The sequence below is a fragment of the Cognatishimia sp. WU-CL00825 genome (assembly GCF_040364665.1).
Lineage (GTDB): Bacteria > Pseudomonadota > Alphaproteobacteria > Rhodobacterales > Rhodobacteraceae > Cognatishimia.
Map to the genome: position 1 here is coordinate 37,813 of NZ_BAABWX010000001.1, position 24,885 is coordinate 62,697.

The following is a 24,885-nucleotide window of genomic DNA, read 5'->3' on the forward strand; positions in this document are numbered from 1 at the left end:
TATGTCTGATACAATTAACTTTAATTTGACAAATGATACCGAAACAAATGCATATCTTGGAGTAATTCAAGGTGTTCAAGACGATCTGAAACTAATTTCAGGTGGGTCTCTAATCACTAGAGGTATTGCGCCACATCCGGATGACCTTCACGTCGACCCGATTGGAATACTTGCTGCACTTGAAACCTATCCGCTCGTTCATGATTTCATAATAAATCCTGACGAGGCTACAAGTTTTAATCTTCAATTAACAGAAATTGAAAGCTTAATTGTTGAGGGGACTAATTCAGGACTAAGTCAAGCCAACAAGCACGAACTGATTGAAAGAATCGACATTCTTCTTGCTGACGGAACAAACAGTTTATTTGGAGGTTTAACCGTAACTACAACGCTTGAAATTTCGCTGAAAGCTGTAGCCGAAGGTCTCAAGAATGGTTTGACCCTTCAAGAAGCTATCATTGATGCAAATGACGAGACCGTAAATGTAGAGCCACCCAAATGCTTCCCAGCGGGTACACCTATCGCGTTGCTTGATGGAAAGACCAAGCCCATTGAGGACATTTCCGTCGCAGACACAGTTCTGGCATTTGATCCACTTATTAATGGCGGACGGAGTGATTTCTCTCCGAAAAAAGTCGTTCGCCTATATGAAAACGTTACCCAAAGTTTCGTGCGTCTTGATTTTGATAACAAAGAAGAACCGCTTTTTGTAACTCCGGGTCATAGCTTTCTTGATGAAACCGGAGCGTTTACAAAAATCGGTGATTTGATGCGTCTTTCCGGAGGCCATGTTCGCCTTATCGATGAAACCGGGAGCGTGATCGAAGCCCACGCAGAAATTATAGAGTTTTCCGCAGAAACAGCGGACATGTTCGCGCGGGCGTCCACAAAATCTATGACAGTCGATGGTGCATTGGCCTATCAAGCAGACGTCGTTGAAGGATGGAAAACCTATAACTTCGAAGTCGAGAATTTTCATACCTATGTCGCAGGTGGTATTCGCGTACACAATGACTCGGGCACTTTGGGCCTTATCGGGAACAACATTAATAGCTTCCTAGATAAATTTGGTCTTGTCGGAGACGCCGTTGGAGATTTTGTTAGCGGGTTGTTCCACGCTGGTGGTCAATTAATTAATGGTTTAGGCCAAGCGGCCCATTCTATCGCAGAAGGTTTCAGTCATGCGTTTGATAAGTTCTCACAAGGCGACATTATTGGCGGCGTCATGGAAGTTGGAAAAGGTATCGGTAACGCAATAATTGATCTGGCAACAGGTATTGGCAACGCTATTGGTGAAATAGGCAAAGGAATTTCTAATACTATTAGCTCAATTCTTGGGGAAAACGATGCTAACGATGGCGATGGCAAAGACAACGGAAAGCCCATCATATTGGATATGGATGGCGACGGCATTGAAATTGACGTTAATGGCGAAGTCAATTTCGATATGGACGGCGATGGTTTCCTTGAGAACACCGCTTGGGTCAGCGCTGATGATGCATTCCTTGTTATCGACCTAAATGCAGATGGCACTCGCGGTGCAGGCGATGGTGTGATTGACCAAACCAAAGAGCTCGTGTTTACGAAATGGCTCGATTGGGATGGCGCGACCGATCTGCAAGCCTTAGCAATCTTTGACAGCTCAGAAGAAATGGGTGGCAACAACGACGGAGTGCTTGACCATAATGATACTGTTTGGTCAGAATTGCGGGTCTGGCAGGATAGCAATTCAAATGGTATCGCTGATGCAGGCGAATTAAAGACACTTGCTGAACTTGGCTTTGAGCAGATCAATTTAACCTATGATGACGGTACAGGGTTCTCAGATCTGAGCAACGATATTACAATATTTGGGAGCTCGTTGTTAGGAACCGCTTCGTACACGCGAAATGGTGAGATCATTGTCGGAGGCGTTGGCGACGTATCACTAGCCTATGATGCGCAAGGCTGGCGTCGTGTTGAGACCGACACGGGCTACACTATTGAGTTCGAGAACGGTGAGTCGCTGCACTATGAGGTGATGGATGGTTCTGGTTGGCACAATGTTGATTTGGTCGCCGATAATCTTGACGGTGTGACCGGGGATGCCAGAAACAACTCACTTCACGCAATTGACTATACCCGTTCCGTGCAAATCTCGGGAGGCGACGGCAACGATACGATTACCGGTGGCCAAATGGACGATGCGCTGTCGGGCGATGCTGGCAGCGATGTGTTGAATGGCGGCGGCGGGAATGACCTGCTGTTCTTTGACGAATTTGACACCATTGATGGTGGCAGCGGTTACGATACAGCTATCTATAGCGGGGACGGCACGACTGGCCTCAACATCAACCTAGTCGACCGGTCCATAGAAGCCATATACGGCAGTGACGCCGGAGATAATTTCACCGCCTTTGGTGGCAACACAAGTGTGTCAATCAACGGCAAAGGCGGAAACGACACCATTTTTGGTTCACACGAAAGCGATTACCTTTCTGGCGGAGACGGCGACGACAGCCTGAATGGTGCGATTGGTGCAGATACCCTTTTGGGGGGAGACGGCAACGACACGCTTATTGGGGCAAAGGGCAGTGACCTCCTGATGGGCGCGGACGGAAACGACAGCCTTTCTGGCGGTGAAGGTGACGATGATCTTTACGGCGGGGATGGCGACGACACTTTGATCGGCGGAGTGGGTGACGATTATCTTGTTGGTGGCGCTGGTGCAGATATTCTCAACGGCAACGATGGTGACGATGTCATTTTGGCAGGGGAGGGTGACGATACAATCACAGACACCCAAGGTGTGAACTGGATTGAGGCCGGGGATGGCGACGACGTTATTACTCTTGGTGATACGGCAACTTACGGAACTGTTTTGGGCGGCAAAGGCAATGACCGGATTGTGTTGCAAGGTCTGGCCAGTGACTGGAGTTGGGTCACTTCCAACAATCCAGATGCACCCAGCCAGCGAACACTCTGGAACGGAACTGTAACATTCGACATTGTTGATATTGAACAGCTTTCTTTCACAGGGGGTGGCCCAACCCTCACTTTTGCCAATATCGATACGAGCTTGGATACGTCAGCAAGTTTTATCAGTTCAAGCGACGCAATCCAGTTTGCTTGGCTTGATGCAAACTGGTGGACAAACGATGCGCCGGGCAATGGCCACGAGCTGTCAATGGGTTTGTTTGGTTCTGGCACGTTCACAGGCGATGCTACAGATGAAGTTGTGACAGGTGGCATTGGAACGGACGTAATTGACGGTTTGGGCGGAAACGATACCATCTTTGGTAATTCTGGGTCTGATATCCTTTTGGGAGGCACCGGAAACGATTCCATTGATGCTGGAAGTGGCGGCGACACACTACAAGGTGGCAATGGAATCGATACTTTGTTTGGTGGCGATGGTGACGACGTGGCGACCGGTGGTGACGGGAATGACATTATCCACGGTGACGCTGGTAATGATGCTTTGAGTGGTGATGCCGGGGATGATCTACTGGATGGCGGCTGGGGAAGCGACACGCTTTATGGCGGACTAGGCGCAGATACCCTGAAAGGTCAGCGCGGCAACGACAACCTGAATGGCGGCGATGGCGATGACAGGTTATATGGATTTACAGGTAACGACCAACTCTTTGGAGGCAATGGAAATGACGTCCTAAAAGGCGAAGACGGATTTGACGCGCTTTCTGGTGGTGCAGGAAATGACACATTGCAAGGTGGTACAGGTGACGATTGGCTTGTTGGTGGCGCTGACGACGATCTCTTGGAAGGCTGGACCGGCAACGACATCTTAGATGGGGGCGCTGGTGCGGACAATATGGATGGCGGTGATGGTGTAGACACAGTGTCCTATCAATCCGCCCTCTGGGGAGTTTACTTCTGGCTTGATAATTCAGATGCAGGAAACTTCACCGGGGACGCGCTTGGGGACGTTTTTGCTAATATTGAAAATGCGCGGGGTTCCAATTTTGACGACAAAATTTACGGAAGCAACGCTGCAAATACGATCTGGGGAGATGCAGGTAACGATACTATCTATGGCCGTGCTGGACGTGATGAACTCTTTGGTGGTCAGGGTAACGACACGCTTTACGGCGGTGATGCACATGACCGCATCGACGGCGGTGAGGGCGACGATGTGCTCTTTGGTGGTGACGGTGGTGATCAACTAATAGGAGGCGACGGGATCGATCGTGCTCAATACAGCCTGTCGCAATCAGCATTAACGGTAGATTTGCAATATTCGAACCTAAATACGGGACGCGCCATAGGCGATACCTATGAGGGTATCGAGAACCTACTAGGGAGCCAATACTCTGACGCTTTGCGCGGCGACGAACACGACAACCATATTTATGGTGTGGATGGTGCAGACACGCTGCACGGGCGAGAAGGAAATGACACGCTGGAAGGCGGCAATGGCGATGATGTCCTCGTTGGCGGTGCAGGGGGTGATTTCCTAAAGGGCGGCGACGGAATAGATCGTGCGACCTATGACACAAGCGGTTCTAGTTTCATCGCAGATTTGCAGTTTGCACAGTTCAATACGGGGCATGCTCAAGGCGACACCTATGAAAGCGTCGAAGACCTAGTTGGTGGGGACGGCCACGACGATTTGCGCGGCAATCAAGACGACAATTCCATTTGGGGCGGCGCAGGCAACGACCAAATTCACGGCCGGTTGGGCGACGACACGCTCTATGGTCAAGCGGGCGCTGACAATTTCTATTTTAGTGCAGGCTGGGGCCAAGATCAGGTTGCTGATTTTGAGGATAATACCGACACCATCATATTTCAAAACCTTGGCCTCACCGATGTTCAAGACGCTCTTGGCCACGCAACACAAAGCGGTTCTGATGTTGTGTTTGATTTTGGTGGTGGGGATACGTTCACCGTTCTCAACACTACGCTTTCTGCACTTTCAGACGATATCTTGGTGATGTGACCTTTCTCTTTTCTGTAGAGCTGCCCCAGCCGGGTGGCTCTACTCATTGAGAGAAGTGACCGAGCTAAATTAGTATCACGTCTCAGAAACACCTATTCTTTTGTGTTGTTGCGTATTTAGTGCAATTGGATCTGCGCTTCTTTTGCTTCCACAGTGCTTCTACCTCTTTTTGGGACACTAAACGCAAGAAGCACCCGTTGGGGTGCTAAGTATTTGTTTTGTTTGTGTAAGTTTGGTTGCGGGAGTAGGGTTTGAACCTACGACTTTCAGGTTTGGTAGTTGAATGTTGGAAAGCCCACATGGTCATGCCAAATTCCCAAGTGTGGTATTTTGTGTGGTATTTATTTTCATATGAGCTTTTTTATCGTTCAATAACTGTAGGTTAAGGTAATTTAGAGGCGGACACCTTCTCCGCCATTTTGGTTGCATAAGTCATTGTTTATGCTATTTTTTATTGGCTGATCAGGCTAGTGTTCCCACATTTGTTCCCACGCAAGACCTTTGCTCGGTTAAGAATTTCAAATCAATCTTCCCCTGTAATCAAACGCCGTTGATCGTTGCGGCTGATTTGTCCATAGCTACGTAATGTCGTTAGAATGTCAGTGTGGCCAAGGTTTTGCGAAACCGTGACCAACTCGGCAACCGACCCACAATTTGTTGCAATGTGGAGGGCAATCATGTGCCGGAAAGCGTGGGGGCCATAACCGGGCAGCCCAGCAGCCTCAAAGGCTGAATTGACGATTTTACGGACAGGTTCGGTCGTTTTCCAATGCGTGGGTGTGAAGCCTATATTAGTGAAGCCGGTGTTTGATTTGGCCTTGAGCGCAGTGGCGGGAAAGAGTGGATCGTCGGGGCTATAGAGCGCAACTTCGTCAAGGTATGTTATCCATGCCGCCATAGCGTCTTCGGCTTCTTCGAAGTCCTTGGCAAAGAATGTGCAAATATGTTTGCCAAATTTGGTCGCTACTTCGCGAGGGTTTTGGGTGACGGACTTTTCGTTTAAGTCCACATGTTTAATTTTGAGCGACGTCAGTGCGGCGACACGAACCCCGGTTAAGCACAACATCGCGAATACTGCTTTATCGCGCATCTGGCGTGGTGTGGCGCTGGGCATTCTTTCCAAAGTGCGGCTGCTTTTCGATCTAGGGATTTGTCTGATAATTGATCGGAGAGTTTGCGATACGTCAGGAACGCACGTTTTATGCGCTCGTTTTTTTCCTTCGGTGCTTTGGTCATGTTCAGACCTTTTTTACTGGTGGCATGTGGTTTTTTGCGTAGAGTTTTGTTAAAATCGAAAGCCGAGATAGTGCACCATTTGCGCATCACTCGACGCCATTTATGAGGTCAAAATTTCGTTCATTTTCGCGCGTAAAAAGGCTGCCAATTGCTTTTGGCTTGAAGTGGAAACCTAGGGGGATGTCTGTCCACCACCTTAATGTCGATTCAGGGAGGTTAATCTGCGGTGCTGGATTCGGTGGTTTCAGTACCGTTTTGAACGGTTAGATCAAAAACTTTGTGCAGAAACGGCACCTGTGCAATCGAAACGGGTTTGTTCATGATAGTCTCGCGTACTTCACAGATGGAAGTGAGTTTTGCTCGGTTGTTTCTTATTTCGCATATAACGAACCCACCTTCCGGTTTGCGCTCGGTTCGACATTTCAAACAGTAGAATCCATCTTGCGCTATCTTTGCCTTGCGTGTTTTGCGCTGGGCTTTGATGAATGCAAGTAGCGCGTCCCTCCGCACCAAAATTGGGCGCTCGCCCTGCATTGCTGGAAGTCTCTGTTTGATCCATGAGCGAACGGTGCGGTCTGAGACGCCGGTTATTCCAGCCGCCTCTTCAATGGTGTAGCTATAGACCGACTTGATGCCACTTATTTTTGCTGCTTTGGGCATAGTGGCTCACCCTTCATTTTTCGCAAGCCAGTCGCGAATTGCATAAACCCGAATAAGTCGACGGGTGCCGATCTTGATGCTTGGCAAATCACCCTTTGCAAGTGCTGCATAAAGCGTTGTGCGCCCAATTCCGACAAGCCGTGCGGCTTCGTCTGGTGACACGGCGATGGGGTGCTGTGAGTTTTCGGGATTTAGATTGGGATTCGTCATCATTCGATTTCCTTCAATTGTGTTCATAGGAACGATGACGGATTGAAGTTGGATCAAAATAGCAGGCTAGTTTTTGACCAGTTATTGGCCACTTCTAAATTTGCTCAGATACCTTTTAACTGAGCCTAGTGAAGGTGCGGATTTTTTGGGTAACGCTTTTGGAACTCCAGTAACCCCAATGTAATATGTCGATCCAAGTCGGTCTTGTTGGGCAAGGTCGTCGTGTTCGGTGAATTTAAAGTTACTGTTAGGGTTTTACGTCGCTTTCCCTCAACGGCCCTTAGAACAATTCGGATGGCTGCCCCAATGATCGTCCACCCCTTTGCTTTCAGAGGCGAATGATCAGCAAATTGTTTATCCAGAAACTGATAAATTGTTTCACCCTGTCCCCGACACTCAAAACGGGAAAAACCACCACCAGGGAAATAGAAATTCAATGATGAAACTTCGATAGATTCGATGCCGTCTGCAGGCTCTACCGCGAAATCGGGGGCGCTGCGAAGATTGTGCAGCAATACGTTGCGGCGCGGGGCCTCAACCCGTGCGTCGTTTTCTGGGGTAAAGTTTTTTGCAAAGGCTTTGGCGTATTCATCGCGAACTTTATTACCGCCTTTCGCACAAATCTCGATCAAACGTTCCTGCGCATCACATGCAATACCAACTTCCAAAACCTTCTGCACTTACGGTGCGTTCCAACGTGTGAATAGCCCCTAGAATTGTAGACGCTTTCTTCCCTAATTTTGAGGCAAGGAGGCCGTTATGGGGAAGCCAAATTTCAGTGAAGATTTCAAACGTGATGCGGTGCAGCAAATCACGGTGCGTGGATATCCCGTTCGTGAGGTTTCAGAACGCTTAGGCGTCAGCACACACTCTCTGTACAAATGGATGAAGATGTATGCGCGGGCCGCGTCACAAGCTGCATCTGTCGATCATGAAGCGGAGAACCGGCGGCTCAAACGAGAGCTGGCAAGAATGACTGAGGAGCGCGACATATTAAAAAAGGCCGCAGCGTACTTCGCGAAGGATGCAGAATGAAGTACGCGTTCGTGGCGGAGCATCGCCCGCAGTTTTCGGTGCGTGCGATGTGTCGTTGCCTCTGCATTCATCCCAGCGGGTTCAATGCATGGATTAAGGACCCGTTAAGCCACCGTGCGCGTGAGGATGCGCGTCAGACGAAGCTGCTCAAAGAGGCGTGGCAAGGTAGTGGAAAGGTCTACGGCTATCGCAAACTACATGATGATTGGGTCGAACAAGGTGAGACCAGTTGCCCTAACCGCGTTGCTAGGCTGACCCGTCTGGCAGGTATCCGCGCTCAGATCGGCTATAAGCGCAAGCCTGGGAAGTATAGTGGCAGACCATCTGTTGTGGTCGATAATACGCTGGATCGGCAGTTTGAAGTAGCCGAGCCGGACCCGGCTTGGGTCTCAGATATTACATACATAAAACCTACGAGGGCTTCCTGTATCTGGCCGTGGTCATCGACCTCTACTCGCGTCGTGTTATTGGCTGGGCCACGCAATCACGCCAGCCCACAGACCTTGTGCTTCAGGCACTTCTCATGGCTGTTTGGCGACGCAAACCCAAGCATCCTTTCTTGATCCACACCGGTCAAGGTTCGCAATATACGAGCCGAGATTGGGCGGCGTTTCTGCGAGCCCAAAACATCAAGCATTCGATGAGCAGACGTGGAAATTGTCATGAATGAGACCTTGTCCGCCATTGGTCCGAGGACAGCGGTCGAATGCTGTCGCCGAGAGCTTCTTCAACCTGCTCAAACGTGAGCGCATTCGTCGTCGAACATACAAAACCCGCGAGCAAGCCAGACACGACGTTTTCGACAACATCGAATGTTCTATAACCCGAAACGCAAACATGCCAGAAACGGAATGCTGTCGCCTCTCGACTTCGAAAACAGACAGCGCAATGTGAACCAAGAAGGTGTCTAGGAAACTAGGGGTACTTCAGACCCAGGCAAGGACAAACGACCTAAACAAGCAGAATTTGCTCATCCAGTCACCAAGAATGAGCGGCTAAAAGTGCACACTCGTTAGTGTTTTGGATCAAGCCGCTACACTTTGGAGCGCAAATGTTTGTTTTCTCATTGTCTGCGACGAATGTAGATTGCACCTCAAATATCGATCACAAGCCGCTCTCCCTTGGCGCGTGACACGCACAGACAAAGTTTGTCACCACGCGCGCGTTCTTTTTCGCTGAGAAAGCTGTCTCTGTGTTCTGCTTTTCCTTCGATAATATCTGTTACACAGGTACCACAAACGCCCTGTTCACATGAAAATGCTGCGTTAATGTCATTGGCCTCAAGCACATCAAGAATGGTTTCATCTTTGCCCACCTCAAGCGCAATTCCGGAGCGGGCGAGCTCAATTGTGAATTTTGAGGTTGGTAATCCTGCAAATGCAGGGTTGGCAGCAAAGCGTTCAAGCTTGACCGCATCGCTAGGCCAATGCTTGAGCGCTCGGGATTCCGCGGCTTCCATAAATACGCCGGGACCACACATATAGACTTGGCCGCCCCGCTTTGGTGCACTTAGAATGTGATCAAGCGCATCGCCCGTTTGTGCGGGATCTAACCCTTCATGAAACGTAACGTTTTGCGCATAGTCACCAGAGACCAAACGTTTTCGAAATGCCGTGTGGGTTTCCGCGCGAGAAAAATACTGCAGTTCAAACGGTATTCCCAGTTTGTACAAGCGGTCTGCCATTGCAATGATAGGGGTGATACCAATCCCAGCAGCCAACAGAATGGCATAAGACGCCGCTTCATCTAGGTGGAAGTTGTTGCGCGGGCTGCCGATTTCCAGTCTTTGACCAACCTCGACCTTTGTGTGCATCAATTCTGATCCGCCGCGAGAACGTTCCTCATGCTTAACCGCAACCATCAAATGGCGGCGGTCCTCCGGATCGCCACAAAGCGAATATTGCCGAATAATCCCTTCGCCACAATGTACATCAATATGCGCGCCTGGCGCGTATTTTGGAAATTTGAACAAGCCCGTTTTGGCAAGCAGAAAGGAATGTACCCCCTCTGCTTCACGTTTGATTTTGGCCACTTTGACATTTATCAGTGTCATGTTGATCGCCTTTACTGATGTACTGGCTGCAGTTTATCTAGGCCTTCGCGAAGTTTTTCCAATTCGATGGCTGACATTGAAACCGACGTCTCTTTATCTGGGAAAGACCCATCCATCACTGCAGCCCGATAACCTGCAAGCGCCTTTGAGCGCTCGGCTTCGAGTAGCTTGCGGATTGCTCCGACATCGCCAAAGGCTTTGGCGTGGCGAGGAGCGTTCTCGGTGTCACCGCTCAGGTCAGACATATAAGATAGGATAATGTCCCCAGATGCGCCGGCACCAATAGTTACGGTCACAAGCTTGGAGTGTTTTTAGATTTCAGCAAGCGCTTCATCAGCGACGCATTCAACTTCGCAAGAATAGGCTCCAGCCTCCTCAAGGCGGCGAAAATCCTGCAATAGGCCAAGGGCTTCGTCTGCGGTTTTACCAACTGTGCGCAAACCGCCAAATTGGGTTGCGCGCGCCGGAAAAAGACCGGTGTGGCCCTGAACGCTAATCCCTTCGCGCGCGATCCGTTCAATTGTAGTAAGGCCACGTGGAGAATAGATCGCATCGGCACCCTTTGCCATGGCGTCGATAGCGCCTCCGAGAGCTTCGTCTTCGGTCACATATTGGCGCATGTATTGCGCCGCAGTGATGAAAATATGGGGCGCGGCATTGCGAATTTCTGCCACAGTGCCGCTATCGACCGTTAAGGTATCGATATTTTGCTCTGCGGCGGCAGCCGCTTCGGATGCGTCAAAGGCGGTGACCTGGGTCATACGTTTTCCCTGAGCCTTATTCTTGATAAGACAACCGACCGTAAGATGACGCTGGGCGATTTGACCGCCGTAAGTATAGATATGTTTCATTTTGATGTGCTTTTTTTGGGGGGGGTTATTTGGGGGCAAAGATCAGTTTTTTCCGAGCGCGGATGCGTTGGGTCGCTTCGACTGTTCCATCGTGAAAACTGCCGAACCAACGGTCTAAGGGGATTTCTTCAGAGCCATAATTGCACTCAAAATAGCGATGATGCAGTTGGTGATGAAAGGAACCGGCATTGACGGATTCCTTGTTTCGAACAATGAGCTTGTCAAAGCCTGCGTGAGAAATCAAAGCGCCTAGGCTGAGCGAGAACATATGAAACATCACATGCAGAGGGTGGGTTGGTAAAATCAGGTGGATGATGATGCTTGAGAAGTAGAAGAAGCTTTCAACCGGATGCATTGCCAAGCCTGACCAAGGGCCGACATTCACATTGCGATGATGCAGGTGATGCACATTTTTAAACAGCCAAGGCATATGGATAAGACGGTGGATCCAATAGAAATGAAATGACTGCCAAAACCTCAGGACAAAAAAGAAGGCTACAAACCAGACTGGTGAGGCACTAATGCTACTAAGCGTTGGTGCCCATCCATTTGCAGCAAAAAAGAAATAGAAGATATTCCACGCCGTGAGTGCGACAACACCAGAGGTAAGCGACCAGAAAACATTGTCCCATACTTGGTCGCCAAAGGTGAAACGAGAGCTCTTTTCCATTGGTCGAACATCAAATTTCAGGCGCATTTTCTGACTGGCAAACACATATAAATAGACGTGCAATGCCGAACCTAGAAATATCACGGTTCCAAAAAAAATGGCTGCGATTTGCAACATCCAACTGGCGTCTAATGACTGCATATCGCTTGAACTTGGCAAAAGGAACGCCACTGCCAGAAGAGCAAATACCAGATGGTTCACAGGTGGAGAAAGCTTCAGCCACGTTCCAAACAGCCAAGCTATCGTAGCTTTTGGCTTTGGAGGAATGTCAAATACGGGTGACATCGCAATTGGCAGTTTGGGATGGTAGTTCCATTCCTTTGAGCGACCCGCAGGGACGCTGTTTTGATTGGTTTCCTTTGATTGCATTTTCCGGCTTACTCCTTCTAACGCGAAGGGACGTGCAAACCCTCCTTGCCTGTTTCGTAATTCAAAACATTTATTTAATTATGTAAAACAAATTTGAAGTGGTCAATCACATTGGCTAAAAGAGCAAGATTTCAGTCTATCATGTTGAAATTAAATAAATATTTCTAGGTGGTTAAACTGGTTGCCTAAAGAAAGTGGGTGCCGGCACTTGTTCACTTCTTAAAGTGAATCGATTTTTGAGTGCCTTTTTGCGAGGGAAGAATCGCTTTTCTCTGCTGGATTTGTCGCAAGCCGTCCGGCCTTTTTTTGGTGCAAATCTGAAATTTTCGACATTCGTTGCGTCACCCAATAGGTGTGCCCGCACCAGGTTAGATGTTTTTCACTATTAAAGTCATACGCTTAGATGGAAGTGGCAAACCTAAATGTTCAAAGGAAGGAGACAAAAAATGAATAAGTATTTTTCCATTGACGAATATCAACTTCCCCCACTATTCTCGTAATGCAAAATAAAAGTTTTGTAATATAAAACTTGATACCAGCTAAGAACAGGGAAAACAAAATGTTTAAAAAAACTTCAACCTCGATCCTTGCGGCGGCGATTGCTGCTGTTTCTGGAACTGCGGCTTATGCAGAAGAACTGACCGTTGCTTATTTTCTAGAATGGCCAATGCCGATGATGGCGGCCAAAGCTACGGGTGCTTACGAAGAAGCACTTGGCATGAAAGTGAACTGGGTTTCCTTTGAAACCGGCACAGCGATGAGCGCCGCGATGGCCTCTGGAGACGTTCAGATCGCGGTTTCCCAAGGTGTGCCGCCGTTTGTAGTTGCCGCATCTGGTGGCCAAGATCTTCAGGTTGTCGACATCGCGGTCAGCTATTCAGACAATGACAACTGCGTTGTGTCCTCTTCGTTGGAAATCGACAAAGATTCTGCAGGCGAGCTTGCGGGCAAAAAAGTGTCCGTGCCTTTGGGGACCGCTGCGCATTATGGCTTTCTGCGCCAGATGGCCCATTTTGGCATTCCAGTAGACTCACTTCAGGTTGTCGACATGGCACCACCAGAAGGTGCAGCGGCCCTGAGCCAAGGCGCGGTTGACTTTGCATGTGGCTACGGTGGTGGTTTGTCTCGTATGAAAGAGCACGGCAATGTTCTGCTGACTGGTGACGAAAAAGAAGAACTGGGCATCTTGGTGTTTGATGTGACTTCTGCGCCTGCCTCTTACATCGCAGAGAACGGCGACGTAGTTGCCAAGTTCCTGGCTGTGACTGCTGCTGCGAATGAAAAGTGGTATGCAGACGGTAGTGACGAGCTGTTGAAAGTTATTGCAGACGAAGCAGGCTTAGATCTGGCTGCTGCGCGCGCCGCGATCGACACCATGAAAATGCCTTCGGTCGAAGAGCAGCTGTCGGGAAAATGGCTGGGCGGTAACGTTCAAACCTTTATGAAGGGCGTTGCCGAAGTATTTGTTGAGGCTGGTTCTATCGATGCCTCTTTGGAAACATACGAAGGTGCCGTCAACACCGGCCCACTGATGGCCGTCAAAGACATGTAAGTCCGACTTGGTGCGAGGGGTCTTCCCTCGCGCCAATCCCGCTGCGCCCAAAGATAGCGCGGCTCCTTTCATAAAAAAATAGGTGGGGAATGACTGGACTTTCGATCCAAAATTTATCCATGCGTTTTGATCTGCCCGATGGTGGTGCGGTGCAAGCGTTGCAGGATGTCTCTCTGGACCTCAAAGCCGGAGAACTTTTAAGCGTATTGGGTCCTTCGGGATGCGGTAAAACAACTTTGCTTAATATCGTAGCGGGCTTTCTGGCCCCAACGGGCGGTCAAATGACCTTGAATGGCAACACAATTGCCGGCCCAAGCGCGGACCGCGGCATGGTGTTTCAAAAAGGCGCTCTTTTTGAATGGATGTCGGTGCGTGACAACGTCAGTTTTGGCCCACGCATGCAGGGTCAACGCGAATCTGACTACCTCCAAGAGGTGGATCATCTGCTCGAAGTTGTGGGTCTGCAGGACTTTAAAGAAAAGGCGATCTACGAACTTTCCGGTGGTATGCAGCAACGGGTGGCCCTTGCACGTTGTCTGGCAAACCACCCGGATGTCATCCTGATGGATGAACCTCTTGGCGCGCTTGACGCTCTGACGCGCGAAAAAATGCAATCGTTGGTTCTGAAGCTTTGGAAAGAAACCGGCAAAACCATCATTCTAATCACGCACTCGGTTGAAGAGGCTTTGTTGCTTGGGGAACGCCTGCTGGTCATGGCTCCTCGCCCTGGCCGTATTCACAAAGAATACCGTCTTCCATTTGCGGATCTAGGTGTTGATGCGGATCTGCGTGAAGTCAAAAAACACCCTGACTTTGGTGTGAAGCGCGAAGAAATTCTCAGCATGATCTGGGACATGGAAGAAGAAATCATGGGCCGTTCGGAGGATTCAAAATGATTCCACTCCTGATATACGTCGGCGTTTTTGTTGCCTCCTTCTATCTGGTGACAAAGCTCCAAGGCGCGGGCATCCGCGATTATACCTCTTTAAAAACCGTGACATTTGGCGATGAAAGCGCCGTGCGTCCGAACCGGATTGCGGGCGTCGTGTCTATCGCCACAATCTTTCTGATCTGGGGCATTTTCACCGGCTCTGGTATTTTACCAAAATTCCTACACGCGCCCGCACCCTTTGAGGGCGTCGCCGAGTTTACCTATACGGTGCAAGCCGAAGATGGCGCATCTGATGACGCGATGGTGCGTGTTGTGGTGCATCCTCGTGACAAAACAGCTGAAAAACCCGTTGTGCCCGAAGGCGAGGGTTTTGCAAAAAACGATTCAGCTGTGGTGGCCCAATGGCGTACCATTTTGATCCCTTGGGACAAAAATGACGAGCTGACGCGCAAAGACGGGGCCAAGATTGTTGCGATCAATGGTCAGCCGGTCACTCCTGGTGACACGGTAGACACTGAATTTGGTCCCATCACTTTGTCCGACAAAGGCACGCCGAATTTTGCACCAGAACGTGGTTTGCAAATGGAGCCGCTTTATCTGCCAGCACCGGAAACAGTGTGGACCCGGTCAGTCAAGATCTTCAAAGAAGGGTTCCGCAATTTTACAATCTGGGAGCATCTTGGCTTCTCATTATACCGAGTTATCCTTGGCTTTGTGCTCGGGGCGGTTGTGGGTGTGCCGCTTGGCTATGCCATGGGTCTGAGTAACTGGTTTCGCGGTTGGTTTGATCCGATCGTGGAGTTCATGCGCCCGGTTCCTCCCTTGGCCTTGATCCCCTTGGTCATCATTTGGGCAGGTATTGGCGAATCCGGCAAGATCATTCTGCTCTTTCTTGCAGCGCTTTGGATTATGGCGATTGCCGCCCGATCGGGTGTGTCTGGGGTGAACATCAGTAAAGTTCATGCCGCCTATTCATTGGGGGCCAGCAGATGGCAAATCATGCGTCACGTGATTATCCCGAACTCTCTACCAGAGATATTTACCGGCGCGCGTGTGGCTATGGGCGTGTGCTGGGGCACTGTCGTGGCCGCCGAACTTGTGGCCGCCGAACAGGGGGCCGGCATGATGATCATGACCGCCTCCAAGTTCCAAAACACCGATATCGTCATCATGGGCATCGTTCTGATCGGCGTGATCGGCTTTGGCATCGACATGATGATGCGATGGGCAGAACGCCACCTCGTGCCTTGGAAAGGCAAGAGCTAAGGGCAATTCTCTGGCGGGGAATACTCCCAGCCCGCCAGAGAAAACTTTGCATCATCAATTGTTTGATGTTTAGCGGACCGGCGAAATTTTTTGCGGTCCAAACTTTAACCACAGAGCAAACAGAGATTTTGCGAAATCAAATGAGCACGGTATGATCACCAACAGCTTCAATCCTCAGAGCATAGATGAGGTACATTGGCGTAGAACAGCTGCGAAACGTCCGAATGCAACGGTGCTACGCGACAAGATCGAAGTTGATTTTGCAATCGTCGGTGGCGGGCTTACAGGATGCCGAACTGCCATCGGACTTGCTGAAGCCGGTGCCAAGGTTGCTGTTTTAGAAGCCCATGACATTGGTTTCGGAGCATCGGGTCGCAGCGGTGGACAGTGTAATCCGATTTGGCGTGCTACCCCTGACGAGCTGAGAGCCAAATTTGGTGAGGATCAGGCGGCGCGGCTTATTAAGGCCACCCTTGGTTCAGCGGACGCATTGTTTGACGATATTCGCAGCTATGAAGTTGACTGTGATGCCGAACAGAACGGATGGGTTCAGGCGGCACATTGCAAGTCCGCTAAGAAACGCCTGATTTCATTGGGCGAAGCCTGGAAAAGCGCTGGCGCACCGATTGAATTCCTCGGAAGAGAAGAGACACAAAAGGTCAGCGGGTCATCGGAATATGGATTTTCGCTGTTTCACAGCAAAGGTGGACACGTTCAGCCGCTGTCTTTGACCTATGGTTACGCGCGTGCCGCAGAACGCTTGGGCGCGGTGTTGTTTGAGAATTCTAAAGTTACCTCGATGCAGCGCGTCGGCGACAAATGGGCGGTAACAACGCCGACCGGTCAAGTTCTCGCAAAGCAGGTGATTTTGACCACAAATGCGCACACAAACGGGCTGTGGCCCGGATTGCAACAAACCTTCTTCCCGATGGTTAGTATTGCTTTGGCAACAGAGCCGCTTTCCGACGATTTGCAGCAACAGGTTTTACCGAATGCGGTTACCATCGCTGATTCGCGTCGAGCCATATTTTTCGCAAGATATGATCGTGACCGCCGCTTGATTTTTGGGTGCGTCGGCAGCACTGACAAAGCCGCGGCTCTTGGTGGCATTGGTCGGCTTCGCAACGGACTACATCGTGTTTTCCCGCAGCTAAAACAGACCAAGATCGAAACCGCTTGGGCGGGGCGGATCGCAGTAACAACTGAAATGATGCCGCATCTTCACGAGCCTGCGCCTGGCGTGATTGCAGCATTGGGCTTTAGCGGACGCGGGATTGCCATGACGTCTGTGATGGGGCGGGCGCTTGCTAAGCGCGCAATGGGTGGGCCTGACGATGTTCTGCCATTCCCTGTTTCGCCAGTCAGTCCGATTCCATTCCACTGGGGCACCAAGAAAGTGCTGCCGTTAGGCGCCCCGGCAATGTCCCTCAGGGACAAATTGGACACGCTATTTGATCCTCTTTGATCTTCTGGCGCGAACAAAATTTTTTCTACCCCTAACTTGTCGCCGCCAACAAGTTTGGCGACAGCGTGCTGGTTTCACTCCCGTGGTCCAGCACGTTTTTTTACTCTCTGAAAGGAACGCGAATGAGCCTTATCTTGTTTAAAGATCACCACGCTGAAGCTGTTGAAAAAGACATTCAGCAGGACATTCTTGCGGGCAGTCCGAAGCAGTTCTCATGGTTGATGTATGATGTCCATAAGCAGTCAATTCGGTCTGGAATTTGGGACAGCACAGCCGGAAAGTTTACCGCGGTAATGGATGGAATTGTTGAATTCTGTTATATTCTCGAAGGTGGCGCGACAATCAAAACCGGCGACGGAAATTTATATGACGTTGCCGAAGGTGACGCATTTGTCATGAACAGTGGCCTAGAGACTGAATGGACCGTTGATACCTATATCAAGAAGCATTTTGTCATTATCAACATCAAGGATCTGCCCGTACATCAGGGTAGCTAAGAGTTTTAGCGATCGCGCAGGGTCTCAAGATCCGGCGCGGTTCCGCCGATCAAACGCGTCACGCGCTCTGCGGATGCCCGCAGCTCACCAGACCAGGACGTCAGTTCCTCTAGGGAATGCAAAGTGTCCACCGTCCAGATATTTATGACTGCAATTGGCTCGCTAACATAATTAAATATCGGCGCAGAAATACCCATAAAGTGTTCGTATTCCTCACGGTCGTTCGTGGCAAAGCCGACCTTCCTAACCTCTGCAAGTGCCTCAATAAAAGCATCCGCATTGTCAATTGTGCGATCAGTATATTTTTTGAATGTATAGCCATCAATCTTGGATTGAATAATCTTGTCTGGAAGGAATGCCATCATGGCTTTGCCAGAAGCAGAACAGTGTACCGGTTCACGCATACCCGGATGTTGGACTGGCCCCATCGAGCGGCGGGACTCTAGTACTCTAAGGTAGACAACCTCCATGCCATTGGGCAGGCCAATCGTCACGTTTCCCTCAAACAGTGAATGCAGGCGCATCATTTCGTCAAGCGCTACGGCTTGAATATCGTAGCCACTGTAGGCATTTCGCACGAGGTCAAATATCTTGGTGCCTACGAAATAGACCTTTCGATGATCATCGTAAGTGATCAGTTTTTCTTCGGTACATATGGTCAAAAGCCGGTGGATGGTGCTTTTGTTAAGTCCGCTTTTAACCACCAACTCCGAAAACGTCAGGGGTTTACGTGTCTCACTTACAATCGTGAGAAGGGCCAATAATTTCGTGACAATAGAGCTTTGCATTTCCCTGACCTATTTCATTTCGAACTTTGCATCAAGCGGGCTGATCCCGTCGATTGACATGTAAAAAGAATTCAAATATCCATATTGCGGTACTTTAGTTTAGCAATATGAAACTAATGGAGAGTTAACAAAGGGCAAGAGCTGTCAGGACTTCAGGTCAGTTGATCTGAGGGCAGTAACGCCTGAAGAGGAAGTGCGATGAAGAAAATCATGAACGATGCCGTCAACTATGTTGACGAAACACTTGAGGGTCTCGAAGCAGCGCATCCCGATGTTTTTCGGATCGATGGAGAAACGCGACGTATGCTGAGAAAACCGATTGCCAGCACAGACCGCGTGGGCGTCGTGTCAGGCGGTGGGTTTGGGCATCTGCCAATCTTTGCCGGTTACGTTGGAGAGGGTTTGCTTGATGCATGCGCTGTCGGAGATGTCTTTGCCTCGCCGGATATGAACCCGATGTTGGAGTCCATCAAAGCAGCTGACGTTGGTAAGGGAGTGCTTTGCATTGTCGGCAATTATGGCGGAGACAAAATGAACTTTGCCATGGCCTGTGAATTTGCGGAAATGGAAGACATTACAGCGCGCCAAATCATCGTCAATGATGACGTTGCAAGTGCTGGCGCTGACGAAATCGAAAAGCGCCGCGGTGTTGCTGGTCTGGTTTATGTTGTCAAAATTGCAGGGGCGGCGGCGCAGGCTGGAAAATCCCTTGATCAAGTATATGCAGTAGCGGATCGCGCGCGTGGCAATACCCGCACGATGGGCGTTGCGCTTGGCTCCTGTATTGTGCCTCAGGCCGGGAAACCGACCTTTGAACTCGCTGATGACGAAATTGAAATCGGAATGGGCATTCATGGCGAACCAGGTGTTTGGCGTGGCAAGAACAAGCCTGCTGACGAGCTGGCGGCCGAATTGTTGGGTAATCTGACAAGCGAGTTGGATATCAAGAATGGTGACCGAGTGTCCGTGCTTGTGAACAGTTTGGGAGCCACGCCGTCCGAAGAGCTTTATATCCTCTTCCGGGCCGTCAACCGCATCCTTGCTGATCAGGGCGTAAAGATCGTGATGCCACTTGTTGGCAACTATGCGACTTCCATGGAAATGGCCGGCGCATCAATTTCAATCTTGAAACTTGACGACGAGCTAGAGCAGCTATTGGCCGCTCCTGCGACAAATCCATTTTGGGGGAACTAACTTTGGGACTAACAACTGCAACTCTGCGCACCGGTATCGAAAAAATTACTGCTAAAGTCGAGCCGATAGGCGCGCATTTGAACGAATTGGACGGTCGCTTGGGCGATGGTGATCTTGGGGTCACCATGGTGAATGGCTTCAATAATATCGCAACGATTTCTGATGATTTGCCTGAAGATTTCGGCATGGCCTGCATGGAATGCGCAAAAGCCATGACAAAGGTTTCCGGGTCCTCTTTTGGGACGTTGATGGGCATTTCATTGATGGCCGTCGCGAAACAAACAAAAGGCGAATCTGACATTGAATGGGAGCGCCTGCCGGATCTCTTACAAGCTGCTCTGGACGCGATGATCGCCCGTGGCGGCGCGAGCATTGGCGACAAAACAATGTTGGACTCTCTGACCGCTGTGATCGCAAGCACAGCTGATAAATCGACTGCAGAAGACGCCTTGATTGCAGCGACAACCGCGGCAGATAGCGCCTTGGTAGAGTTCCACGACAAGACTTGCAAGATTGGCCGTGCCCGGATCTTTGGCGACAAAACCAAAGGCATGGATGATCCAGGAATGGTTGCCATCAAATCAATGGTTGATTGCTTTAGCTAAAAACAGGCCCTCTGCGAACACGAAATGTGTCGTTCGCTGAGGGCAAAGGCAATCTCGTCGGTCGTGAGGTGTCTGCAAAATGTTGAATTTTCGCTAGGTCAGCTGAATTGGCTTGGGGCCGACGCGGCATAACCATCAGACCGGGACATGATGTGGTTAACACAAGCACCAAGATAAACACCCAGTTTGGTCCGCCCGTTGTATTTACGGACCTTTCCTTCGAGCTGTTCCTGCAGGATGGGTTTTCAGAACTTGAAGTTTCATCGGTGGTCACGACACTTGAATTTGCCAATCGTATTGGATCATCTATCCAGTTTGAGTGGAAATTTGTTTCTGATCGCTCGGGCTTGATACATGGAAGGTCAGGCATGTCAGTGCGGGCCAAAGCTTGTGTATTTGATCAGAATTTGCCTGATCAATTGATCGTAGTGGGCGGCGATAAGGTCAATACCGAAGCTTGGAGCCCGCGGGTTCGCGAAATGCAGCGTACCAAAAAGCCAGTTGCGTTTTTCTCTGATGCCGCAACAGCTTATATTAGATCTTCCAGTGCTTCCGAGCAAAGGCTCACCACACATTGGCAAGACGTGAAATTACTTTGCGAACTAGGGTATTACCCTGAATTAACCACCAAATATGTAGAACAATCTAGGGGCATTCTAACCTCAGCGGGTGGAAATTATACTACCGAGCTGACGCTGGGGATGATCGCGGCCTATCTTTCGGCCAAGGAATTGGCCAATCTTAGTGCTTTGCTCATTGTAAAAACCGTCAGAGACGGACGTGGGGAACAGCCCAAGGGGCCAGGCTATTTGACTAACGCGTTTTCACCCTCAATTTGCCGCGCCATTCGCTGTATGGAAGAGAATATTTCGCCACCATTTTCCGTGTTGGAAATCGCTGAGGTTGTTGGCATGTCGGTGCGACAGCTCGAACGGCAGTTTGCAGAGGCTTTTAACACGTCGCCGGGACGCTTCTACCGAAGGGTGCGCGTTGAAAGAGCGCATCTGTTAGTGACGGAGTCGGAAATGAAGCTAATCGACGTGGCAGTTGCGGCGGGGTTTTCATCGATCTCCAGTCTAACGTCGGCATTTGTTGCCGAATATGGCATGCCCCCCAAAAAGCTGCGCGGTGTGCAGGCCATTTCCCTGGATTTGTCCGCTGAAAAGACCATAGAACAACAATAGGACGCAATAATACCTTCCGCATAGGGCGCCAAGCAATCTGAGATATCAGGACCAGTTCAACGCATGGGCCAAATTGCAAGCGAGACGCGCCAAAAATCTGTTTGCACATCACACCTCCATCAACAGACCTATAGGGCCGCACTGGACAGTATTTTGATACATTTTGTCGTCAGTTTTTTGCCGAGTCCACGGGATGTCGGAACCGCATAGAGGGTAGCGCTACATTTTTGCCAACCAAACCCAAGGGGCACCAATTGCCCTGAATCCAGATATTGGTCGGCGAAGCCGCGCCACGCCAACACGACGCCTTCACCGCGCGTGGCGGCTTCCAAAGCATAAACATAGTTATCAAACTTGCGATCAGGCGCCGGTGGCAGCGCGACGTGTTGCAGTTCGAACCAATCTGTCCAATTCGCCCAGCCCAAGTTGTCTTTTGTCAATGCCAAGCGCCTGATCCGTTGCCAAAGCGCTGGGTGCTCGCTCAATTCTGCCTTGTGCCGCTCGATGAAGTCAGGCGATGCAGCTGGGGTTATTTCTTCATGTACGATTGCGGCGTAGGGCAAAGGAGGGGGTGCGGTGCGATATTCAAAAACAATATCCGCGCCCGCATCAATCGCAGCAGGGACTGCAGGGTAATCGCAGGTAACAATGCGAATATGTGTTTGTTGCCCAAGCGCCGATTTTATTTCGCCATACCGCGGCATAAGAACCAGATGCGATACTTCATGGGTGCAGGCGATCACCAACTCATTTTTTGAAACCTGCACGCGGTCTGCAGCCTCTCGCAGCTTTGCAAGAGCTTCTGCTACGCCTTGCGCATGGATCCTGCCTGCTTGGGTCAAAGCAATGCCACGTCCGTCTCTGGTGATCAGCGCGACGCCCAAATCTGCCTCAAGCTGACTTAGATGCCGGCTGACAGCAGACTGAGAAGTGTTCAAAGATTCAGCGGCACGGGTCACATTCCCTAGTTTGGCAACTCGCTCTAAGGCACTTAGGGCGCGAATAGATGGGAGCCTTCGATTTGATGTATTCATATCAATTTTGATATCGAAAAGGGTGGAAAAAGCAATAGACCACCAACCGTTGATCTTTGAATACTGGGGCACGCGCAGGGACCAGTTTGGGCGAAACCAAATGTGAATACCCAGCTATTGAAGGGTTAGAACAGACCCGCCATTTAAAAAGGGAACGCATAAAATGCTTCGGCTTGTAAAGCACGATTTATACCAAATTGGAGAGAGCGTGAAAGGCGCAGACGGCTATTTCGAAGCCGTTCGCGTTTATATACTGCTAAATGATGGCTGCCCTTTGTTGTTTGACTCGGGATCACACATTCATCGCAGAGAGATCATGGCGCAGCTGCGCGAATTGCTTGGCGCTACCGCACCCGGATATGTTTTTCTGACGCATACAGAATTGCCGCACACCGGCAACATTCGTGCCATTCTGGATGCTTGGCCAGAAACCCAGCTGGTATGTTCCAGCGCGATTTTGCCCCATGTAGAACTGCCTTGGTGGGTAACAGCTGATCAAGTCCAATACGCTTATGCCGGAACCGAAGGCACTTATGGAGGGCGGTCGATTTCGTTTTTGGACGGAATTTTGAAGGATCAGCCCGGCACACATTGGATGTTTGACAATCGTACCGGCACCCTATTCACAGCAGACGCTTTTGGATACCTCTACCCGGCTACAGCGGATTTGGTTTTTGACGACGAACTTGAAGACAGTGTCTCTTGTGACTGGTTGAAGCGGTATCACGAAGCCGCTTTTCGGTTCCTACCCATGGTCAATGGCGCAAAGGTGAATGCTGATATCGCTAGGGTTTTCAAAAAACGCGATGTCAAAATCATAGCACCGACTCATGGCAACGCCATGCGCGGAAACATTGAACAGTGCCTTGCGCGATTCAAACAAGCGATATTGGAGACCTCAGCATGACAACGAAAGTATTTGGAGAAGGTATTTCCAGAGTTGGAATCCGTGAGATCACACCGAACATATTTTGGATATGTCATTGTGTGGGGAAGGGGGCTGCAGAATTCAATGGAGGCTTTGCCGCGGATTTCGCCAAGATCAATCCAAATTTTGATCCCGAAGCAAACGACATCATCTATAGCTCTTATTTGTTCTTGGATGAGAAAACGTTCATGATCGATACGCTGGCCCCGGCCCAGCATGAAACCGTTTTGCAGGCTTTGGATAGCCTGCTGCAAGGTCGAAAACTGGACTACCTTTGGATTAGCCACACCGAGCTGCCGCATGCCGCGAATACAGTTGCAATCCGCCGCGCGCACCCGGAGCTGGAGCTCTTGACTGTTGGTGGTCACGATCACTACGAAGTGCACGGTCTCGAAGATGCCAAGCTATTGAATTATGGCGATAAGATCGATTTAGGTGAGCACACTGTGGAAATCATCAAACCCCTGTTTGTCGATCACGCTTTGACCCAGTGGATTTACGAACACAACAGTGGTTTTATGTGCCCGGTTGATTGGGCCCTAAATGCGCATAACGAACATCAGTGTTTCCATTTTATGGACGAAATGGCGAAGACTGGCTATTCGTCCGAGCGGTTTATGCACGACATATCGATCACGAATTGTGTGGTGTTTCCATGGCTTCGATGGGCCGATCCTGATCAGGTCGTGGCAATGATCGACGCGTTTTACAAATCGTACGACATTCGTATTTTTTGCGCCTAGCCACACCAATGTCATTCGCAAAGACCTCCCAGAGTACTTGGCTGCCCTGCGAGAGGCCATGCGCCGTGTCGTCATGCATGACTATGAGTTGGTTTATTAGGGTAAAATGAAATTAGCGCGTTGAGTCCGATTTAACTACAGGTCACGCCTGACGGAGTGGCCATTTTTCTTTGGTCAGCAAGAGTTTTTCGGTCCAAGCTCTGCAATAATAATAACCTTTCGGTGTAAGGTATTTGTTCGGAAACGGCCTGTTTTGTCTTTTGAAACAGGCCCTATCCGATTTGAGTTTTGTGCTTAGCTAGACCCCGCAGACGCCAGAAAGGCTGCCACGTCGTCTCCCCCCTTTTTAAGCTTCAAAGTCATTTTGGACTTTGCAGAAGGGTCAGAAAGCACCTCTTTAAGCCAGCCTTTTGGGTCCAAAACAAACGCAGCCAGGTTTTCTTCATCCCACACCAGACCCGCCGCTGCCGCTGCCTGCATCGAGGCGCTATAGTTAAAGCCTTCTTCGGATCCCACAGTGCGTCCGATCACGCCAAACAGATTTGGTCCGGTCTTGCCGCCTTTCATGATTTTTGTGCCATCATCAGCAGTGATCGCATGGCAAGATTTGCACCGTTTAAAGTTTTTCTCACCAAGGGCAGCATCGCCAGCCAGCGCCGCGCCCGCGAAAAAAGGGACTACGGCCAATACGCCAAAATACTTTCCAACGTTCAT

The 24,885-nt window shown here is 50.0% G+C and carries 22 protein-coding genes and 1 pseudogene; 12 read left to right on the forward strand and 11 right to left on the reverse strand.

The genetic code is table 11. The features are described 5' to 3' along the window. Window position 1: 1 nt before the first annotated feature. Window positions 2–4,939 (forward strand): SPM autocatalytic domain-containing protein, encoded by a 4,938-nt coding sequence (locus ABXG94_RS00195; protein ID WP_353531631.1) that lies wholly within the window; start codon window positions 2–4, stop codon window positions 4,937–4,939. A gap of 523 nt (window positions 4,940–5,462) precedes the next feature. Here ABXG94_RS00195 and ABXG94_RS00200 read toward each other — a convergent pair. The 4 genes from ABXG94_RS00200 to ABXG94_RS00215 form a co-directional block, all read right to left on the reverse strand. Next, window positions 5,463–6,053, reverse strand: coding sequence for a tyrosine-type recombinase/integrase (locus ABXG94_RS00200; RefSeq protein WP_353531632.1), 591 nt, complete (start codon window positions 6,051–6,053; stop codon window positions 5,463–5,465). Between the two features lie 338 nt (window positions 6,054–6,391). After that, complete coding sequence (locus tag ABXG94_RS00205; RefSeq protein ID WP_353531633.1) at window positions 6,392–6,835, reverse strand: helix-turn-helix domain-containing protein; 444 nt, start codon at window positions 6,833–6,835, stop codon at window positions 6,392–6,394. Window positions 6,836–6,841: 6 nt separating this feature from the next. Beyond that, window positions 6,842–7,048 (reverse strand): helix-turn-helix domain-containing protein, encoded by a 207-nt coding sequence (locus tag ABXG94_RS00210; RefSeq protein WP_353531634.1) that lies wholly within the window; start codon window positions 7,046–7,048, stop codon window positions 6,842–6,844. A 122-nt stretch (window positions 7,049–7,170) separates the two neighbouring features. After that, window positions 7,171–7,677 (reverse strand): hypothetical protein, encoded by a 507-nt coding sequence (locus tag ABXG94_RS00215; RefSeq protein WP_353531635.1) that lies wholly within the window; start codon window positions 7,675–7,677, stop codon window positions 7,171–7,173. 127 nt (window positions 7,678–7,804) lie between these two features. Between ABXG94_RS00215 and ABXG94_RS00220 the strand changes: the two are divergent. After that, window positions 7,805–8,991 (forward strand): annotated as a pseudogene (locus ABXG94_RS00220) (IS3 family transposase). Window positions 8,992–9,173: 182 nt separating this feature from the next. Here ABXG94_RS00220 and ABXG94_RS00225 read toward each other — a convergent pair. The 4 genes from ABXG94_RS00225 to ABXG94_RS00240 form a co-directional block, all read right to left on the reverse strand. Beyond that, on the reverse strand, window positions 9,174–10,133 hold the full coding sequence (locus tag ABXG94_RS00225; RefSeq protein ID WP_353531636.1) for a PDR/VanB family oxidoreductase: 960 nt from the start codon (window positions 10,131–10,133) through the stop codon (window positions 9,174–9,176). Window positions 10,134–10,144: 11 nt separating this feature from the next. Continuing rightward, window positions 10,145–10,378 (reverse strand): hypothetical protein, encoded by a 234-nt coding sequence (locus tag ABXG94_RS00230; protein WP_353531637.1) that lies wholly within the window; start codon window positions 10,376–10,378, stop codon window positions 10,145–10,147. 66 nt (window positions 10,379–10,444) lie between these two features. Then, window positions 10,445–10,984 carry a 3-methyl-2-oxobutanoate hydroxymethyltransferase gene (locus tag ABXG94_RS00235; protein WP_353531638.1) on the reverse strand — a complete coding sequence of 180 codons (540 nt, stop codon included), beginning with the start codon at window positions 10,982–10,984 and terminating at the stop codon, window positions 10,445–10,447. Window positions 10,985–11,009: 25 nt separating this feature from the next. Then, a complete protein-coding gene (locus tag ABXG94_RS00240; RefSeq protein ID WP_353531639.1) occupies window positions 11,010–12,023 on the reverse strand; it encodes a sterol desaturase family protein in 1,014 nt (337 codons plus the stop codon). A gap of 559 nt (window positions 12,024–12,582) precedes the next feature. On the opposite strand from ABXG94_RS00240, the gene ABXG94_RS00245 reads away from it, so the two are divergent. The 5 genes from ABXG94_RS00245 to ABXG94_RS00265 all read left to right on the forward strand — a co-directional run bounded on the left by ABXG94_RS00245 (window position 12,583) and on the right by ABXG94_RS00265 (window position 17,695). Next, window positions 12,583–13,575, forward strand: a complete 993-nt coding sequence (locus tag ABXG94_RS00245) for a taurine ABC transporter substrate-binding protein (protein WP_353531640.1) — start codon at window positions 12,583–12,585, stop codon at window positions 13,573–13,575. A gap of 89 nt (window positions 13,576–13,664) precedes the next feature. Further along, window positions 13,665–14,471, forward strand: coding sequence for a taurine ABC transporter ATP-binding protein (locus tag ABXG94_RS00250; RefSeq protein ID WP_353531641.1), 807 nt, complete (start codon window positions 13,665–13,667; stop codon window positions 14,469–14,471). After that, the gene (locus ABXG94_RS00255; protein ID WP_353531642.1) at window positions 14,468–15,733 is read left to right on the forward strand and encodes an ABC transporter permease; all 1,266 of its coding nucleotides are present in this window, start codon (window positions 14,468–14,470) and stop codon (window positions 15,731–15,733) included. The genes ABXG94_RS00250 and ABXG94_RS00255 overlap by 4 nt, the downstream gene beginning before the upstream one ends. A 151-nt stretch (window positions 15,734–15,884) precedes the next feature. Further along, the gene (locus tag ABXG94_RS00260) at window positions 15,885–17,198 is read left to right on the forward strand and encodes an NAD(P)/FAD-dependent oxidoreductase (protein ID WP_353531643.1); all 1,314 of its coding nucleotides are present in this window, start codon (window positions 15,885–15,887) and stop codon (window positions 17,196–17,198) included. Window positions 17,199–17,320: 122 nt separating this feature from the next. Next, window positions 17,321–17,695, forward strand: a complete 375-nt coding sequence (locus ABXG94_RS00265) for a cupin domain-containing protein (protein ID WP_353531644.1) — start codon at window positions 17,321–17,323, stop codon at window positions 17,693–17,695. Between the two features lie 5 nt (window positions 17,696–17,700). Here ABXG94_RS00265 and ABXG94_RS00270 read toward each other — a convergent pair whose 3' ends face one another. Continuing rightward, window positions 17,701–18,483 carry an IclR family transcriptional regulator gene (locus ABXG94_RS00270; RefSeq protein WP_353531645.1) on the reverse strand — a complete coding sequence of 261 codons (783 nt, stop codon included), beginning with the start codon at window positions 18,481–18,483 and terminating at the stop codon, window positions 17,701–17,703. Window positions 18,484–18,681: 198 nt separating this feature from the next. On the opposite strand from ABXG94_RS00270, the gene ABXG94_RS00275 reads away from it, so the two are divergent. The 3 genes from ABXG94_RS00275 to ABXG94_RS00285 all read left to right on the forward strand — a co-directional run bounded on the left by ABXG94_RS00275 (window position 18,682) and on the right by ABXG94_RS00285 (window position 21,466). Continuing rightward, on the forward strand, window positions 18,682–19,677 hold the full coding sequence (locus ABXG94_RS00275) for a dihydroxyacetone kinase subunit DhaK (protein WP_353531646.1): 996 nt from the start codon (window positions 18,682–18,684) through the stop codon (window positions 19,675–19,677). 2 nt (window positions 19,678–19,679) lie between these two features. Beyond that, the gene (locus ABXG94_RS00280) at window positions 19,680–20,282 is read left to right on the forward strand and encodes a dihydroxyacetone kinase subunit L (RefSeq protein WP_353531647.1); all 603 of its coding nucleotides are present in this window, start codon (window positions 19,680–19,682) and stop codon (window positions 20,280–20,282) included. 152 nt (window positions 20,283–20,434) lie between these two features. Beyond that, entirely contained in the window at window positions 20,435–21,466 is a 1,032-nt protein-coding gene (locus tag ABXG94_RS00285) for a GlxA family transcriptional regulator (protein WP_353531648.1), read from the forward strand. A 128-nt stretch (window positions 21,467–21,594) separates the two neighbouring features. On the opposite strand, the gene ABXG94_RS00290 is transcribed toward ABXG94_RS00285, so the two are convergent. Continuing rightward, window positions 21,595–22,500 (reverse strand): LysR family transcriptional regulator, encoded by a 906-nt coding sequence (locus tag ABXG94_RS00290; RefSeq protein WP_353531649.1) that lies wholly within the window; start codon window positions 22,498–22,500, stop codon window positions 21,595–21,597. A 208-nt stretch (window positions 22,501–22,708) separates the two neighbouring features. On the opposite strand from ABXG94_RS00290, the gene ABXG94_RS00295 reads away from it, so the two are divergent. Further along, entirely contained in the window at window positions 22,709–23,407 is a 699-nt protein-coding gene (locus ABXG94_RS00295; RefSeq protein WP_353531650.1) for an oxygen-binding di-iron domain-containing protein, read from the forward strand. Then, on the forward strand, window positions 23,404–24,171 hold the full coding sequence (locus ABXG94_RS00300) for an MBL fold metallo-hydrolase (protein ID WP_353531651.1): 768 nt from the start codon (window positions 23,404–23,406) through the stop codon (window positions 24,169–24,171). The genes ABXG94_RS00295 and ABXG94_RS00300 overlap by 4 nt, the downstream gene beginning before the upstream one ends. Before the next feature lie 294 nt (window positions 24,172–24,465). Here the strand turns inward: ABXG94_RS00300 and ABXG94_RS00305 are convergent, their stop codons facing one another. Further along, window positions 24,466–24,885: a c-type cytochrome gene (locus ABXG94_RS00305; RefSeq protein WP_353531652.1), complete on the reverse strand. Its 420-nt coding sequence runs from the start codon at window positions 24,883–24,885 to the stop codon at window positions 24,466–24,468.